Source organism: Streptomyces sp. NBC_01478 (assembly GCF_036227225.1).
Taxonomy (GTDB): domain Bacteria; phylum Actinomycetota; class Actinomycetes; order Streptomycetales; family Streptomycetaceae; genus Streptomyces.
The window spans coordinates 10078009-10094063 of record NZ_CP109444.1 but is presented as its reverse complement, the minus strand read 5'-3'; the positions used below and the strand labels follow the sequence as shown (position 1 = coordinate 10094063).

General features: G+C 70.9%; 13 protein-coding genes and 1 pseudogene. 10 read left to right on the top strand and 4 right to left on the bottom strand.

The features are described 5' to 3' along the window. Window positions 1-18: 18 nt before the first annotated feature. From OG223_RS45100 to OG223_RS45090, 3 genes are all read left to right on the top strand, one after another. Window positions 19-1254 carry a sensor histidine kinase gene (locus tag OG223_RS45100; RefSeq protein ID WP_329262272.1) on the top strand — a complete coding sequence of 412 codons (1236 nt, stop codon included), beginning with the start codon at window positions 19-21 and terminating at the stop codon, window positions 1252-1254. Between the two features lie 105 nt (window positions 1255-1359). Next, window positions 1360-2841 (top strand): MFS transporter, encoded by a 1482-nt coding sequence (locus tag OG223_RS45095; RefSeq protein WP_329262269.1) that lies wholly within the window; start codon window positions 1360-1362, stop codon window positions 2839-2841. A 115-nt stretch (window positions 2842-2956) separates the two neighbouring features. Further along, on the top strand, window positions 2957-4510 hold the full coding sequence (locus tag OG223_RS45090; protein ID WP_329262266.1) for a carboxylesterase/lipase family protein: 1554 nt from the start codon (window positions 2957-2959) through the stop codon (window positions 4508-4510). A 46-nt stretch (window positions 4511-4556) separates the two neighbouring features. On the opposite strand, the pseudogene OG223_RS45085 reads toward OG223_RS45090, so the two are convergent. Further along, window positions 4557-5018 (bottom strand): annotated as a pseudogene (locus OG223_RS45085) (potassium channel family protein); the annotation flags it as partial. Window positions 5019-5187: 169 nt separating this feature from the next. Here OG223_RS45085 and OG223_RS45080 point away from each other — a divergent pair. The 6 genes from OG223_RS45080 (at window position 5188) to OG223_RS45055 (ending at window position 10584) form a co-directional block, all read left to right on the top strand. Continuing rightward, complete coding sequence (locus OG223_RS45080; protein ID WP_329262263.1) at window positions 5188-5535, top strand: hypothetical protein; 348 nt, start codon at window positions 5188-5190, stop codon at window positions 5533-5535. A 128-nt stretch (window positions 5536-5663) separates the two neighbouring features. Continuing rightward, on the top strand, window positions 5664-6533 hold the full coding sequence (locus OG223_RS45075) for a hypothetical protein (protein WP_329262260.1): 870 nt from the start codon (window positions 5664-5666) through the stop codon (window positions 6531-6533). A 113-nt stretch (window positions 6534-6646) separates the two neighbouring features. Next, window positions 6647-7459 (top strand): SAM-dependent methyltransferase, encoded by an 813-nt coding sequence (locus tag OG223_RS45070; RefSeq protein WP_329262257.1) that lies wholly within the window; start codon window positions 6647-6649, stop codon window positions 7457-7459. A gap of 27 nt (window positions 7460-7486) precedes the next feature. After that, a complete protein-coding gene (locus OG223_RS45065) occupies window positions 7487-8890 on the top strand; it encodes a glutamine synthetase family protein (RefSeq protein ID WP_329262255.1) in 1404 nt (467 codons plus the stop codon). A gap of 2 nt (window positions 8891-8892) precedes the next feature. Further along, window positions 8893-10032 (top strand): amidohydrolase family protein, encoded by a 1140-nt coding sequence (locus OG223_RS45060; RefSeq protein ID WP_329262252.1) that lies wholly within the window; start codon window positions 8893-8895, stop codon window positions 10030-10032. A 15-nt stretch (window positions 10033-10047) separates the two neighbouring features. Continuing rightward, the gene (locus OG223_RS45055) at window positions 10048-10584 is read left to right on the top strand and encodes an NUDIX hydrolase family protein (protein WP_200711346.1); all 537 of its coding nucleotides are present in this window, start codon (window positions 10048-10050) and stop codon (window positions 10582-10584) included. A gap of 19 nt (window positions 10585-10603) precedes the next feature. On the opposite strand, the gene OG223_RS45050 is transcribed toward OG223_RS45055, so the two are convergent. The 3 genes from OG223_RS45050 to OG223_RS45040 form a co-directional block, all read right to left on the bottom strand. Beyond that, the gene (locus tag OG223_RS45050) at window positions 10604-10936 is read right to left on the bottom strand and encodes a DUF2218 domain-containing protein (protein ID WP_329262246.1); all 333 of its coding nucleotides are present in this window, start codon (window positions 10934-10936) and stop codon (window positions 10604-10606) included. Between the two features lie 161 nt (window positions 10937-11097). Next, window positions 11098-12006: a LacI family DNA-binding transcriptional regulator gene (locus OG223_RS45045; protein ID WP_329262243.1), complete on the bottom strand. Its 909-nt coding sequence runs from the start codon at window positions 12004-12006 to the stop codon at window positions 11098-11100. Between the two features lie 235 nt (window positions 12007-12241). Next, window positions 12242-14017: a tannase/feruloyl esterase family alpha/beta hydrolase gene (locus OG223_RS45040; RefSeq protein WP_329262239.1), complete on the bottom strand. Its 1776-nt coding sequence runs from the start codon at window positions 14015-14017 to the stop codon at window positions 12242-12244. Between the two features lie 517 nt (window positions 14018-14534). On the opposite strand from OG223_RS45040, the gene OG223_RS45035 reads away from it, so the two are divergent. After that, complete coding sequence (locus tag OG223_RS45035) at window positions 14535-15992, top strand: MFS transporter (protein WP_329262236.1); 1458 nt, start codon at window positions 14535-14537, stop codon at window positions 15990-15992. Window positions 15993-16055 lie beyond the last annotated feature (63 nt).

Below are 16055 nucleotides of genomic sequence, written 5' to 3'. Positions count from 1 at the left end.
ACAGGAACCCCCCACGTCATGATCCACAGACTGCAGCGGCTGCTGCGCTGCCATCCCCGTACCGTCGACCTGGTCGTCGCCGCCGCGCTCGTCGTCTGCTCGTTCCCGGGCAGCGTGCTGACGCTCCCGGGCCGTGACCTCGAAGTCCCTTGGTGGCCGGGCGTGTTGGTCACCGGCGTCTCGTCCCTCGCCCTGCTGTGGCGGCGCACCCTGCCGCGTACCACGGTGGTGGTCACCCTCTGCGGAGCCATGACCGTGGCCGCGCTCGGCTACATCCTCACGGTCCTGGTGATCGGACCGCTGATGCTCGCGCTCTACACCCTGGCCCGGCTCTCCGCCCGGACCACCGCGAACCTCTTCACCGTCTCCGGAATCACCCTGCTGGTCGGCACGGCCCTGGTCGTGGGTCCCGACACCGAACCGCTGATCCTCAAGCTGCTCGGCCCGGCCTTCTGGCTGCTGCTGCCGACCTCCCTCGGCACCACGACCCGGCTCCGCGCGGACTACCTGGAGGCGGTCCGAGCACGTGCCGAACACGCGGAACAGACCCGGGAGAAGGAGGCACGGCACCGTGTCACCGAGGAGCGCATGCGGATCGCCCGCGATCTCCACGACGTCGTCGCCCATCACCTCGTCCTGGCCAATCTCCAGGCCGGCACGGTCGTACGGCTGATGCGCAGCCGCCCCGAGGAGGCCGAGCGGATCGCCGGCGAACTCGCGGGCACCACCCTGTCGGCCGTACGCGAACTCAAGGCCACCGTGGGCCTGTTGCGGCACGCCGACGACTCGGAGACGCCCGCCGGGCCCGCCCCCGGACTGGCTCAACTGGCCGAGCTGGCCGCCTCGTTCGAGGGCGCGGGACTGTCCGTCACCGTCAACACCGAAGGCAGGCCACAGCCGTTGTCGGCCGGTGCGGACCTCACGGCGTACCGCATCGTGCAGGAAGCGCTCACCAACGTCACCAAGCACGCGGGCACCGGCTCGGCGGAGGTGCGGCTGAGCTACTCGCACGACCGGCTGGGCATCACCGTCACCGATCACGGCGGTACGGCACCGCCCTCCTCCCCCGCTCCGGCCGACGGGTACGGCGTCATCGGCATGCGCGAGCGTGCCCTGTCCGCCGGTGGCCGGCTCCGGGCGGGGCACCGGCCCCAGGGCGGCTTCGAGGTCGTCACCGAACTGCCGCTTCTCCCCCGCACCGGGTCCCCGGCCGAAACGCACGACCAGACTCACGATCAGAATGCACTTGCTTAACTCAATCAATCTCATTATGGTTGAGTAAGTCAAGCAAGCCGGTTCTCCGCCGACTGTTCCTGCTCGTCCCCTCTCTTCACATCCCGTTCCGATGGAGGCACTGCCATGTCCGACGCCCTTGCCCGACCCGCCGAAGCGGGTTCCTCCGCTCCGCCGAGGTCGAACGCCGTCGTCGCGGTGCTGGCTCTCGCCGGGATCGTCGTCTCGCTCATGCAGACCCTGGTCATCCCGATCATCCCGGAGCTGCCGAAGTACCTGAACGCCTCCGCGTCGAACACGGCGTGGGCGGTCACCGCCACCCTGCTGGCCGCCGCCGTGGCCACCCCGGTCGTCGGCCGCCTCGGCGACATGTTCGGCAAGCGCCGGATGCTGCTGACCAGCATCGTCCTGCTGGTGACGGGCTCGATCGTCTGCGCCCTGGCCGACTCGCTGGTCCCGATGGTCATCGGCCGCGCGCTCCAGGGTCTGGCCGCCGCGGTCGTCCCGCTCGGCATCAGCATCATGCGTGACGTACTGCCCAGCGACCGGCTGGCCGGCTCCACCGCCCTGATGAGCGCCTCGCTCGGTGTCGGCGGCGCCCTGGGTCTGCCCTCGGCCGCCTTCATCGCCGACCGCTACAACTGGCACCTCCTCTTCTGGGTCTCCGCCGTCCTCGGCAGCGTCTCCTTCCTGCTGGTCCTGCTGATCGTGCCCGAGTCCAAGGTCCGCACCGGCGGCCGCTTCGACCTGGTCGGCTCGCTCGGACTGTCCGCCGGACTGATCTCCCTGCTGCTCGCGATCTCCAAGGGTTCCGACTGGGGCTGGACGAGCGCGACGACCCTGATCCTCGGCGTCGCCGCCGTCGCGATCCTGCTCTCCTGGGGCTGGTACGAGCTGCGCAGCCCGCAGCCGCTGGTCGACCTGCGCACGACCGCCAAGCCGCAGGTGCTGTTCACCAACCTGGCCTCGATCGCCCTCGGCTTCTCGATGTTCGCGATGTCCCTGGTCCTCCCCCAGCTCCTGCAACTGCCCACGCAGACCGGCTACGGCCTGGGCAAGTCGATGCTGATGGTCGGCCTGGTGCTCGCCCCGCAGGGCCTCGTCATGATGGCCATGTCCGCCGTGTCCGCCGGCGTCACCAAGGCCAAGGGCCCGAAGGTCACCCTGATGATCGGCGCGCTGATCGTGAGCTCCGGCTACGCGCTGAACATCCTGCTGATGTCCGAGGTCTGGCACCTGATCCTGGTGTCCTGCATCATCGGCGCCGGCGTCGGCTTCACCTACGGTGCCCTGCCCGCCCTGATCATGGGCGCGGTCGACCCCTCCCAGACCGGCTCGGCGAACAGCCTCAACACCCTGATGCGGTCCCTGGGCACGTCCTTCGCCAGCGCCATCGCCGGTGTGATCCTCGCCCAGATGACCACCGACTTCGGCGGCTCCGCCCTTCCGTCGGAGAACGGCTTCAAGGTGGTCATGGCGATCGGCGCCGGAGCCGCGCTGCTGGCCTTCTTCCTCGCGAGCCTGATCCCCAAGGCCCGCAAGGCGGTCGAGGCACCGGCCGACGAGGAGCCGACCCCGGCCTCCGAGGTCGCCGAGGCCAAGGCGTAGGGCATTCTGGCCATCGAGCACCCGGCGGTCGCCGCCCCGCACAGTGCGGGACGGCGACCGCCCTCGGCATACCGCGCACCCCGTAGTTCCCCCGGCACACACCGAGGAGTCCACGATGACGACACCCAACTCCCGTGACACGGCGACTGGTTCGACCGCCGCACCCGTGGTGCGATACGGCGCCGGTGCGGTGCGCGGGCGGCTGGAGGACGGGCTCGCGGTCTTCCGCGGCATCCCGTTCGCCGAACCGCCCGTCGGGGAGGCCCGGTTCCGGGCACCGCGCCCCGTGCGCGACTGGGACGGCGTACGGGACGCCTTCGCCTTCGGTCCGCCGCCCCCGCAGGAGTCCGGATTCCAGGGCCGCCGGGGCGTGTTGGCGGGACCGACGGGCGACGACTGGCTGACCGTCAACGTGTGGACACCCGCGCCCGATCCGGCGGCCCGCCGACCGGTCATGGTGTGGATCTACGGCGGCGCCTACAAGTTGGGACACGCGGGCAGCCCCGGCTACGACGCGCAGCACATCGCCCGCGACGGCGACCTCGTGGTCGTGACCTTCAACTACCGCGTGGGAATCGAGGGGTTCGCCCGGATCGACGGCGCCCCGGCCAACCGCGGACTGCTCGACCAGGTCGCCGCGCTTCAGTGGGTGCGGGAAAACATCACCGCGTTCGGCGGCGACCCCGAACAGGTCACCGTCTTCGGCGAGTCGGCCGGTGCCGGGTCGGTGGCCTCGCTGCTGGTCATGCCGAGCGCGGCCGGACTGTTCCGGCGGGCGATCGCGCAGAGTGTGCCGGGGCCCTTCTTCTCCGACGAGTTGGCCAGGGACATCGCCACCGCGATCGCCGCCGAGGCGGGGCTGCGCCCCACGGCCGCCGACCTCGCGACCGTGGACCCGCGTCAACTGCCCGCGACGGGCGAGACGTTGACCGCCAAGATGCACCAGTACGAGGACCGGTGGGGGGCCGTCGCCCACACGCTGAGCCCCTTCGCACCCGTAGTCGACGGCGAGGTGCTGCCCACCACGCCCTGGCAGGGCGTCGCGGCGGGCGCGGCCCGGGACGTGGAGCTGATCGTCGGTCACAACCGTGACGAGTTCCGCCTGTTCACCGTGCTGGACGGGCAGTTCGGGAAGATCACCGAGGAGGACGCGGCGACCGTACTGCGCCGGTTCGGCCCGGGCCCCGACGCCGAACAGGCCTATCGCAGCGCCTTCCCGGACGCCGCGCCGGGCGAGCTGCACGAACTCGTCCAGTCAGACCGGGTGTTCCGCATGCCCTGCCTCCACCTGGCCGAGGCACAGGTCGCCGCCGGCGGCCGCGCGCACGTCTATGAACTCACCTGGCCCGCCCCGGGGTTGGGCGGTGTGCTGGGCTCCTGCCACGGCCTGGACATCCCGCTGCTGTTCGGCACGTTCACCGCGGACCTCGGCAATCTGCTGTTCGCCGACGTCGAGCCCTCCCCCGAGGCGCTGGCACTGTCGACCCGTTTCCGCGCGTCCTGGACGGCGTTCGCGAGGGCGGGCGCCCCGGGTTGGCCCGCGTACGACACCGAGCGCCGGTCGGTGCAGGTGCTCGACACGGAGCCCGTGGTCACGGCCTACCCGGAGGAGGCCTCGCGGCAGTTGTGGGAGGGGCATGCCTTCGCCGCGCTGACGTTGGCCGAGTAGCCGGGCGGCCTTCAGGAGCCGGACCCGGTGCCCTCACCCGCCCGGCTCCTCCCCCCCGCCCACCCACCATCCGCTCCAGTCGGTCGAAGCGCGCGTGCAGAGCGCGCACCGCCTCCTCGCCCAACTCCTCCGCCCCGTGCACGAGTTGATGCCGACGGCGCTGTTCCCGGCCGACGAACCAGGTGGCCAGGGCGGCCGTGACGAGGCCGTACGTGGTGATGCCGGCGACCATCACCACCGAGCCGACGACGCGGCCCCACAGTGTCACCGGAAAGAAATCTCCGTACCCGACCGTCGTCGCCGTCTCGATCGACCACCACAACGCCCTCGGGTACGTCGTCAGATTGGCGCCGCGCGCTCCGTGTTCGGCGGCGACCACCGCCCAGGAGCCCACCAGCATCACCACGCCGAGGACCGCCGTCGCCGCGCCCGCCGTCTTCAGGTGCAGCGAGCGGCCCTCCTTGCCGAGCAGCAACTCGACCGCCCTGGTGAGGAATCCGGGCAGCATGGTCACTCCCTTCGCGTCACGGTGGCGGGGCCTGTGGCCAGTGTCGGGGCTGGCGCGAGCGCGGGCATGCCGGGCGGGGCGTTCGAGTTGCCGTACGACCTGCGGCGTTGTGCGCTGGGGGCAGTACCGGTCGCCCGACCGGCCGCCCCACTCGACGGAGGTCCCTGCCATGACCGCGGAACCCCGAGCCGTGCCGGAGACCTTCGCGTTCACCTGTGGTGACTGCGGCCACTGCTGGGAGGCCACCTTCCAGGTGATGTTCTTCACCGATCCGACCGACGCCTTCGGCCTGACCACGCAGGAGTACGTCGACGAGGAGGGGAAGGCCCTCAGGTCACCCCTCGCCGACGCGATCTGCACCAAGTGCGGCGGGCGCACGGTGCATGTGCTGGAGGCCGGGCTCGCGGCACGGGCGCGCCGCGCGGAACACGAACCCCGGCCGCCGCACGAGCACCACGAGCACCGTCTGCATCTGCCACACCGGCATTCCGGGCCGCCGGAGGACGAGACCCGCTGACGTACCGGCCGCCCGAGCGGAAGCGCGCCCTACCCACCGTGACTCACCCGAACGGCCCCCTGCGCTGGAGGGCCGGGCGGGCCGATGGTGCGCTGAGGGGACCACCCACTCCTCCTGGAGGCCCCGTCATGCACCGTCGCCCGTCCTCCCGCGCCGTCCGTGCCCTCGCCTCGGCCCTGGCGGCGGGCACGCTGCTGACCTGCGCGGCCTGCTCCGGCGGCGGTGACGGTACGGACGGCGACAGCGCCTCGGAGGTCGCCGCCTCGCCGCTCGCCGCCGAGCCCAGAATCGCCTCGCCGCGAACGGACAGGGCCGCCTCGCCCCGTGCCGAGAAGTCCGCCGCCCCCGTCCTCACCCCGGCCGGGGCCAAGACCGCGCTGATCACCGAGGCGGACCTCGAAGACAACTGGACGCAGGTCAAGGACGCCGCCACCTGGGGCGACCAACTGATCGTCGGCAAGGTCGACGTCGCCGACTTCCTCACCGCCAAGACCAACGCCGCCGACTGCCAGAAACTGCTCGACGCGCTCTACGACGACGATCTCCTCGGCAAGCCGTCCGGCGCGTCCGCGCTGACCGGGTTCGAGGAGAGCAACTCAAGGCTGCTGTACCAGGTCGCCGCCTACGACCGGGCCCGGCTCGGCGCCTCCCTGAACTGGCTGAAGACGCTGCCGGTGAAGTGCGACCAGTTCACCGCGACCGACTCCAAGGGCGGCCGTCGGACGGTCCAGGTCATCGAGAGCCCGGTGCCCTCCGTGGGCGACGCCCGCCAGGGTCTCCAGGTCACCGTCACGGGCACGAGCGGCAGCGAACCCACCACGCTCACCGTGGAGTTGGCCGTGGTCCGGGTCGGCACCGACGCGATCACCGTGACGTCCGGCGGCCTCGACGGCACGGAGGCCGACACGACCGAGACCGCCGTGCGGCAGGGCACCGCGCGCCTGAAGGACGTGCTGGCCGGACGCACACCGGCCGCCCAACCCGGCGACGTGGACTGACGGTTCACCGTCCCCGAAGAACAAGTAACCTGATCGTCGCGGACACTTGGGCCAGGTGATCACCTCGCGGCACAATGGCGGGGACGGCAACGCGGGCGACAAGGAGCCACAACGTGAGTGACAGCGACACCCCGGCAGAGGGACCGACCCGGCTCAACACCGGTGTGGCGCACAACGCGCGCGTGTGGAACTACTGGATCGGCGGCAAGGACAACTACGAGATCGACCAGCGGGTCGGCGAGCACGTCGCCGGAATGTTCCCGGTGATCCGTGAAGTGGCGCGCGCCGACCGGGACTTCCTCGGCCGCGCGGTCCGCTTCCTCGCGACCGAGCGCGGGGTACGGCAGTTCCTCGACATCGGGACCGGGCTGCCGACGGTCGACAACACCCACGAGATCGCGCAGCGCGTCGCACCGGACGCGCGCATCGTGTACGTCGACAACGACCCCCTCGTCCTGATCCACGCCCGCACCCTGCTGACGAGCACGCCCGAGGGCGTCACCGACTACATCGACGCGGATGTGCACGACCCGGCGTCGATCGTCCGACGGGCCGCCGACACACTGGACTTCGACCGGCCCATCGCGGTCATGATGCTGGGCATCCTGAACTTCATCCTCGACACCGAGGCGGCCCGGGAGGTCGTGCGCAGCGTCATGGCCTCGGTCCCCTCCGGGAGTTTCCTGGTCCTCACCCACCCCACCTTCGACGCCGACCTCGGCGGCGAGGGCAACGTCCCGGCGATGACGTTCTGGAACGAGAACGCCACTCCCCCGATCACCGCCCGCAGCCGCGCCGACGTCGCCGCCTTCTTCGAGGGCCTCGACCTCCTCGAACCCGGGCTGGTGCCGTGCTCCCAGTGGCGTCCGGACGCCGATTCCCCGGCCGTGGTACCGCAGTTCGGAGCGGTGGCCGTGAAACCCTGACACGGAGACACCGACCGTGGAGGACGTATGACCACCCTTGCCGACCCCCTGCCCGGCGGCCGCCCCGGCGAGGTCGAACGCGCCACCGCGCTGGCCGCGGAGCTGACCGGGCGGGGGGTGCACGGGATCGTCCTGGCCTACGTCGACACCGCGGGCGTGGGCCGGGTGAAGACGGTCCCGACCGCGAAGCTCGCCTCGGCGGCGGCCTGGGGTGTCGGCATGTCCCCGGTGTTCGACACCTTCCTGGCGAACGACTCCATCGTCACCACCGACGTCCTCGGCTCCCCGGACGGCGATCTGCGCCTCTACCCCGACCTCGACCACCTGGCCATCCTGTCCGCACAGCCCGGCTGGGCCTGGGCCCCGGTCGACCGCATCACCCAGGAGGGCGAGCGCCACCCCGGGTGCAGCCGAACCTTCCTGCGCCGTACGGTCGTCGACGCGCGGCGGCTCCACGGGCTCACCTTCCGGGCGGGCATCGAGATCGAGTGGACGCTCGGCCTGGCCACGGCACCCGACGACGCGTTCGTCCCCGCCACGTCGGGTCCGGCGTACAGCGCGATCCGACAGGTCGAACTGAGCGACTACGGGGCCGAGTTGCTCTCGGCCCTCGCGACGCAGGGCGTGGACGTCGACCAGTTCCATCCCGAGTACGCGGCCGGGCAGTTCGAGCTCTCGGTGGCCGCGCTCGATCCGGTCGCGGCGGCCGACCGCAGTGTCCTGGTACGGCAGACCGTGCGCGCGGTCTCCCAACGGCACGGCCTGCGCGCCTCGTTCACGCCGGCCGTCCTCGCGCGGGGCGTCGGCAACGGCGGGCACATCCACCTCTCCGCCTGGCGCGACGGCGCGAACCTGCACACCGGGGGCGACCGGCGTTACGGCATGACGGCCGACGCCGAGTCGTTCGCGGCCGGTGTCCTCGCCCGCCTCCCGGCCCTCACCGCCGTGACCGCGCCGAGCCCGGCCAGCTACTTCCGCCTCCAACCCTCCCAGTGGGCGGGGGTGTTCACCGCCTGGGGCCGCGAGACCCGCGAGGCCGCGGTGCGCGTGGTCACCGGTACGGCGGGGCAGCGCGCCCAGGCGGCGAACCTGGAGGTGAAGCCGGTCGACCTGGCCGCCAACCCCTATCTCGCCCTCGGCTGCCTGATCGCCGCCGGCCTCGACGGCCTGACCTCCTCCGCCGACCTGCCCGAGGAGACCACCGGCGACCCCGCACACCTCGGCACGACGGAGGCAACGGCCCGTGGGGTACGACGACTGCCGGCTTCCCTCGCCGAGTCCGTCACGGAGTTCCGCAAGGACGAGCACCTGCGGGCCGCGCTTGGACCGGTCCTCGCCGACGCGGTGATCGCCGTACGACAGGGCGAGATCGCGGCCGTTGCGGAGCTGGACGACGAGCAAGTGGCCGCCCTGTACCGCTGGAAGTACTGACGATGGTCACTGGACCGGTCCACGAGGCGCTCGCCGCGCTGGAGTTGGTGGATCACCACTGCCATGGAGTCGTCACCGAGGACCTGGACCGGACCGCCTTCGAGTCGCTGCTCACCGAGGGGGACCTCTGGCCCGGCAGCGGGATCTCCCCGTTCGACAGTCCGGTCGGGATCGCCGTACGCCGATACTGCGCACCGATTCTGGACCTGGAGCGCCACGCGCCCGCAGACGAATACCTCGCCCGGCGTGCCGAGTTGGGGCCGCACGAGGCGAACCGGCGCTTCCTGGCCGCCGCGGGCACCGGCGTCTTCTGCGTCGACACCGGATTCGCGCCGCACGCCATCACCTCACCCGCCGAACTCGCGGAGGCGGCGGGCGCCGTGGCCCATGAGGTCGTACGACTCGAAGCCGTGGCGGAGTCCGTGGCGGCGCGGGGCGTGGAGCCGGACGGGTATGCCGACGCTTTTCGGGTCGCCGCCCTCGACGCGGTGCGGCGGCCGGGGGTGGTGGCGGTGAAGTCGGTGGCCGCGTACCGGACGGGCTTTGATCTCGACCCGGCCAGGCCTTCGGCGGCGGAGGTGACCACGGCGGCCCACGCGTGGCTGGCCCGGGGCGGGCGGCTCGAAGATCCGGTCCTGGTGCGGGAGTTGCTGTGGACCGCGGTCGACCTGGGCCTCCCCCTCCAACTCCACACGGGCTTCGGCGACAACGACATCCGCCTGCACCGCACGGACCCCGCCCTGCTGACGGACTGGCTGCATCTGACCACCGGCACGATCCCGGTCCTGCTCCTGCACTGCTGGCCGTATCAGCGTCAGGCCGGATACCTGACGGCCGTCTTCGAACAGGTGTACCTCGATGTGGGGCTCACCCTGCACCATGTTGGACCGGTCCGGGCGCGGGCGGTGCTGGCGGAAGCGCTGGAGATCACACCGTTCCGCAAACTGCTGTACAGCTCCGACGCCTATGGTCTGGCGGAGTTCTACTATCTCGGGGCGCTGGCGTTCCGTCGCGGTCTGGGGGATCTGCTCCAGGAGCGGGTGGACGCCGACGAACTGGGCCTGCCCGACGCGCTGCGCCTGGCACGCTGGGCGGGGGCCGACAATGCCCGCCGGGTCTACCGGCTATCCGACGGACACTGAAAGTATGATCAAGCAATGTCTGACATGACCGATACCACGCCCGGTTGGCTGTCCGCCGACGACCTCGAACAGGCACGCGCCCGCATGCCGATCCTCTACGTCGAGGCGGTCCCCGTCCGCGTCGACGACAGCGGCGAAGTGACCAGCATCGGCCTGCTGCTGCGCATCGGCCCCGACGGCACCGTGAACCGCACGCTCGTCTCCGGCCGCGTGCTGCACCACGAGCGGGTCCGCGACGCCCTGCTGCGCCATCTGGAGAAGGACCTCGGCCCGGTCGCGCTGCCCCGGATCCCGGCCTCGCTGCAGCCGTTCACCGTCGCCGAGTACTTCCCGACGCACGGGGTCACCCCGTACCACGACCCCCGGCAGCACGCGGTGTCCCTCGCCTACGTCGTACCGGTCACCGGCGACTGCCGCCCCCGCCAAGACGCCCTCGACCTGGTCTGGTTCAGCCCGGAGGAGGCCGCCTCGGAGGCGCTGCGGAGCGAAATGCCGGGCGGGCACGGGGTGTTGCTCAAGCAGGCGCTGGCGCACGTGGGCTGCGTGTCCTGACCGGGACGGCCACCGTGGCTCAGGCAGAGTCGCCCGGGCTGCGCTGGCTGGTGCCGGGCTCCCCGTTGTCGCGCCGCCACTCGACGACCAGTTCGTCCTTGGTGCCGAAGCGGACCAGATGCCGGCCCACCACGTCTTCCAGCCGATCGAGGAACTCGGGCTCCGCCTCCACCGCGAGCAGCAACGCCCCCTCGGCGGCGGTCAGCGATCCTGTGCCGTCCTGGAAGACGAGACGCCCCACCCCGGTCTCCTCGTCCCAACTGGTCTCGCTGCGGCGGCCCAGGTGGGAGGCGAGTTGCTTGGCGTAGCGCTGGGGTCGGTCGGTGAGGACGCGGGCTTCCGATCGGGACATGACGGCTCCAGGGTGACGGGGGTGCACAACGACTCGATGGTGCCGGAGAGTTGGACCGACCGCACGGACACGACACCCGGCACGATCCGAAACGTATGGATGCCGTCCCGGTCGCCTTCGCCGGCCGGGCGCGACCGCTCCGCCCCCACCCCGTGCATCCGTCAGGCCGATCCGCGCTCGATCACGTGCCCCGGCGCCGTGGCGATCCCGCCCCTGTCGAGGCCGAGCGCGACGCGCGCGGCGAGCCGGCCGTGGGCCTCGGCGTCGATGTGGACGGTGGTGAGCGCGGGCGTGACCAGGGCGCCGTACTCGGTGTCGTCGTAGCCGATGACGGCCACGTCGGAGGGGACGCTCAGCCCCAGGTCGAGCAGGGCGGTCAGGGTGCGCAGGGCGATGTCGTCGTCGAAGGCGGCGACCGCCGTCACCTTGTGGTGCGCGGCGAGAAACGTCCTGACGGCCGCGGTTCCGGCGTCCCGCGGCCGGGGCACGACGAACGGGGTCAGCGGGGGCAGTCCGAGCCGGTCCGTGGTCGCGCGGGCGAAGCGCAGGCGCAGTTCGGTCAGGGGCGTGTCGTCGCCGGGCAGGGCCATCGCCATACGGGTGTGGCCGCGGTCCGCCAAATAGCTGATCTGCAGGGCGGCATGGGCGGCGAAGCCGCTCTTCCAGTCCTCCTCGTCGGGCTCGTGGCCGCTCAAGTAGGCCTCGGCGAACCGGAGTACGGCACGGGGCGCGATGGTGTCCAGGATCTGCTGCGTCGACTGCGGCGCCGAGTGGCCGTGCCGCACGAACAACACATGGTCGTGCGCGGCGAGTTCGTCGTCCAGGCCACGGACGTAACTGCGCGAGTAGTTGCCTTCCAGACCCCAGTCGATATTCAGTACGACGATCCGCGAGGAGCCCTCGCGCAGGGCCCGCGCGATGCCGTGCGGGACATAGCCGAGATCGCGCGCCGCGCCCTTCACCCGCTCGCGGGTCGCCGGCGAGATCGTCTGGTTCGGGTCGTCGTTCAGGACGAAGCTCACGGTGGCCCGCGACACCCCGCTCGCGGCGGCGACATCGTTCAGCGTCACCCGCCGCGAACCGCCCGTCACCACTGCCCGCATCCGTCCGCCGCACCGCCGACGAACGCCGTATCACTGCCGAAACCTCGCATGTGCGCACCCTAATCCAGCCCGCCCGACTTCGTTCCGAGTGATCGCCGGACAGTCTCTGGCCGACGTCGGAGACTCTCTGCCACGCGGACACCGCCGCGGCCCCCGCCTCGGAAGCGGGGGCCGCGGTATCTCGTTCGGTCTTCGCCGTACGTCAGTTCTTGCCCTTGCTGACGACCCACTTGCCGCCCACCCAGTTGCCGACGGTCTCGTAGCCGGAGCGGAAGGAGCCGAGCCAGTTGAGCTTGAGGTCGGCTTCGGCGGTGGACTTGACGGGGGTGTAGCTGCTCGCGTCGCCGGCCGGACCGCCCGTGGTGTTCTTGGCGTAGTACGGGAAGGGGTAGACCGGGCGGGAGGCGGTGGTGTTCCCGCTGCTGTCGACCGACCTCGTCGTCAGGCCGGCCGGGGCGTCGCCCTCGGTGACCCAGTCGGTGATCGCGGTCAGCGCGTCGAAGGTGTCCGGGCCCTGGCCGCCGCCGCAGTGCGCGACGCCGGGGAGCAGGAAGAGGCGGGCGAAGGTCTTGGTGGCCGTCTCGCCGCCCACGGCCTTCTCGACTGCCTTGTAGTAGGCCATCGTTCCTACGGCGGGAATGTGCTGGTCGCCGAGACCGTGCCAGAGGATCAGCTTGCCGCCGGCCTTCTTGAACGCGGTGAGGTCGGGGTCGGTGGCGTCGTACATGCCCTCGCCCAGGCTCATGACCTTCTTGTAGTAGGCGGCCGTGAACTTGATGTCCTTGTACGTCAGGGTCGGCTGCGGGCTGTCGAAGATCTGGTAGCGCAGGGTCTCCCGGACGAAGCTGATGTCACCGGAGTTGGCGGTGGCCGTGGCCGGCGTGATGATGCCGGCCCAGTTCAGCTCGGAGCCCCGCAACTGGTAGCCCGGGTAAAGGAGTCGGCCGTGTTCGTCGGTCGGTCCGGCGTAGATGCGGCGCAGGGTGGTGACCTGGTCGGCGGTGAGGCAGTACGCGTCGGACGTCGAGGTCTGGCCTGCCGCGCACTGGATGGTGCCGGGGTCCCAGGTGCAGCTCAGCGGGTCGGCGATGATGCCGTCGGCCGGGGCGCCGCAGCCCTTGAGGACGGCCTCGTGGAGGTCGGCGAGGTCGGCGTTGGTGATCGTCGCCGGGCCGCCGTTCAGGTACACGGACTGGGCGGTCCAGGCGTGCGAGAAGGTGTTCAGCGCGGTGAAGTTGTTGGCCGGGGCGCCGGCGATGATGCCGTCGAAGTCGGTCGGGTAGCGCTGGGCCTCGGTGAGGGCCTGGTGACCGCCCTGGGAGCAGCCGTCGAAGTAGGAGTGGGTGGCTGCCTGGCCGTAGTACTGCTTGATGATCGCCTTGGCCGCCCGGACCAGTTCGTGGTCGGACTTGTAGCCGAAGTCGGCGCGCAGGGTCGGGTCGGTGGAGAAGAGGCCGCCGCCCTGGTAGTGGCCCTCGTCGCTGGAGGCGACCGCGAAGGCGCCGGTGGTCAGCGGGACGCAGCCGGCCGAGGCGGGGGCGCTGGTCACGTTGACGTTGCCGCACAGGCCGCCGCAGCCGACCTGGAGGTAGTTGGCCTGCCAGCCGGTCTCGGGCAGCTTGATCTCGAAGTGGATTTGCGGGGCGATGACACCCTTGACGTCACAAGCGGCCCAGTTGCCAAGGGTGTTGGCGCTCGCGGCGAGTTCGGTGGCCGAGCTGATCTCGAAGGGCACGCCGGGTACGGCGGCGGCCAGGTCGAGTTGGGCGACGCCGGAGCAGGACATGGCCGGTGCGATGCCCGAGGCCGTGGTGCCCGCCGAAACGGCGTTCGCCGAGGCCGAGTCGGCGGCCTGCGCACTGCCGGTCGTGCTGTTGGCCAGCGCCACGCCCGCACCGGTCACCAGCGCCACGGCTGCCGCGAGGGTGGCGAGGAAGGTGGCCGAATTCCACCGACACCTTCTGAACAGCTTGAGCATGCCGAGTACTCCGTTCGATCGCCGGACCGGGGTTCGTGCCGGGGTGCTGTGCCAGGAGTGGAAACGGGTGGGCGCGCGAGGGCCCAGGCCGACTCCGCGGTGGAGGCACGGCGAGGAACGTAGCTCTCCGGCAATCTGCGCGCAATACCGTCGCCTATATTGTCGACGATTTCGTTGAGACTTCTGGCCACCCTTCCGCCCGGAACCGGAACCGACGCGACGACCTCGACGCACACCGGTTTCGAACCCGCGCCGGCCGCGGAGACGCGCGATCAGTACCAGATCCGGGCGAGATCCCCCCGCCCTCTTCCCGTCCTTTTTTCTGCGCGACCCATTGTTTGTACCGACCGTTAGGTCTATTTTATCGCCAGCCGCACCGGAGCTGCGAAAGGGAGGCACGCATGCCCGCCGCCCGGGCCGTCGCGACCGGCACGAGCCGCTCTCGCGCCGTATGCCCCAGACGCAGTCCGATCCAGAGCCGCCCTCTGCACCTCCGCTCACCCACGGAAGGCCGCTGATGTCCCAGACACAAACCCCGCTCCCGGAGACCGAGGAGAGATCTCTCTCCACCACCCGCAACGTCCTCGTCATCGTGGCGCTTGTGTGGACCGTCCAACTGGTCGCGCTCGTCGCAGCGTTGTCCGGTATCGCGCAGGCCGATGTCGCGATCCACTTCCGGACCACGAATATCGCCTGGTTCACCCTGATGACCCTGCTGACCGGGACCTTCTTCCTGCCTTTCGCCGTCAAGGCCGCGGCGATCTTCGGCAAGAAGCGCGTCCTGCTCGCCGCCACCGGGCTCGGCTTCGTCGGCGACCTGGTCGCCGCCGTCGCCACCGACTACCGCACTCTGCTGATCGGGCGCGGCGTCGCGGGCATCTACGCAGCCACCGCCCCGCTCGCCTACGCGATCACCCGCGACGTGTTCCCCCGCCGTTGGGTGGGTCTCGCCAGCGGAATCCTCGCCGGCGGCATCGGCCTCGTCGCCTTCGGCGGGCCTTTCCTGTCCGGCTGGCTCCTGGACGACTACGGCTTCCGCGGCGTGCTGTGGTTCATGGCCATCAGCACCGCGCTGAGCTTCGTCCTGGTGGCCGCCTTCGTGCCGGAGAGCCCGATCCGCGCGGCGGCCGGCCGAATGGACTGGGCCGGCGGAATCCTCCTCGGCGGCGGGATCACCGCGCTCGTCTACGCCGTCGGCGAGGGGTCGAACTGGGGCTGGAGCAGCGGCAAGTTCATCACCTGGGTCGTCGCGTCGGCGGTCACGTTGATCGTCTTCGTGCTCGTCGAGCGCCGGGTCGCCGAACCGCTGTTCCCGTCGGCCATGACCCGGCGTCGTCCGGTGTGGACCGTGCTTCTGGCCACATCCGTCGCGGCGGGCGCGCTCAGCGCCGTCGGCGTGGTGATCCAGCTACTGATCCTGATGCCGAAGATCCCCACCATCTCCGACGGCCTGGGCTGGTCCGGGACCCACAACGCCATCGTCACCAGCCCGATCAGCGCCATGATCATCGTGGGGGCCGTCGGTACCGGCGCGCTCGCCCGCCGGATGGACTCGCGGATCCTGCTGGGCGTCGGTGCCCTGCTCGCGATCTTCGGCTACGGTCTCGGCACCCACCTGCACCACACCGCCCCGCAGATCATCGGAATGGGTGTGTTCGCCGGGCTGGGCACGGGCATCGTCATGGCAAGTGTGCCCATCATGATCATCGAGGCGGTGACCCCCGAGGAACAGGCGCTTGCCAACGGCGTCCAGACCCTCGGAATGGGCGTCGCGCAGATCATCGTCTCCCAGGTGGCCTTCGTCGTGATGGCGCAGCACGGGGCCGTCCTCAAGGGCACCCAGTTCTACCTTGACGCCGGTTTCACGAACGGCCTCTGGCTGGTCGTCGGATGCGTCACCGTGGGCGCGGCACTCGTTCTCCTGATCCCCAAGACCAAGCACCTCGACGAGGTGGTGGTCGGCCAGGCGCTCTGACGCCACGCGGACCGTCCCGCACATGCCGAAGGCCGTTCACCCGTCACCGGGCGAACGGCCTTC

Bases quoted from the DNA above. Each gene is read 5' to 3' on its own strand.
- OG223_RS45035 (WP_329262236.1), top strand. From the start codon at position 14,535: ATGTCCCAGACACAAACCCCGCTCCCGGAGACCGAGGAGAGATCTCTC.
- OG223_RS45050 (WP_329262246.1), bottom strand. From the start codon at position 10,936: ATGTCCCGATCGGAAGCCCGCGTCCTCACCGACCGACCCCAGCGCTAC.
- OG223_RS45100 (WP_329262272.1), top strand. From the start codon at position 19: ATGATCCACAGACTGCAGCGGCTGCTGCGCTGCCATCCCCGTACCGTC.
- OG223_RS45090 (WP_329262266.1), top strand. From the start codon at position 2,957: ATGACGACACCCAACTCCCGTGACACGGCGACTGGTTCGACCGCCGCA.
- OG223_RS45060 (WP_329262252.1), top strand. From the start codon at position 8,893: ATGGTCACTGGACCGGTCCACGAGGCGCTCGCCGCGCTGGAGTTGGTG.
- OG223_RS45055 (WP_200711346.1), top strand. From the start codon at position 10,048: ATGTCTGACATGACCGATACCACGCCCGGTTGGCTGTCCGCCGACGAC.
- OG223_RS45075 (WP_329262260.1), top strand. From the start codon at position 5,664: ATGCACCGTCGCCCGTCCTCCCGCGCCGTCCGTGCCCTCGCCTCGGCC.
- OG223_RS45065 (WP_329262255.1), top strand. From the start codon at position 7,487: ATGACCACCCTTGCCGACCCCCTGCCCGGCGGCCGCCCCGGCGAGGTC.
- OG223_RS45040 (WP_329262239.1), bottom strand. From the start codon at position 14,017: ATGCTCAAGCTGTTCAGAAGGTGTCGGTGGAATTCGGCCACCTTCCTC.
- OG223_RS45095 (WP_329262269.1), top strand. From the start codon at position 1,360: ATGTCCGACGCCCTTGCCCGACCCGCCGAAGCGGGTTCCTCCGCTCCG.
- OG223_RS45080 (WP_329262263.1), top strand. From the start codon at position 5,188: ATGACCGCGGAACCCCGAGCCGTGCCGGAGACCTTCGCGTTCACCTGT.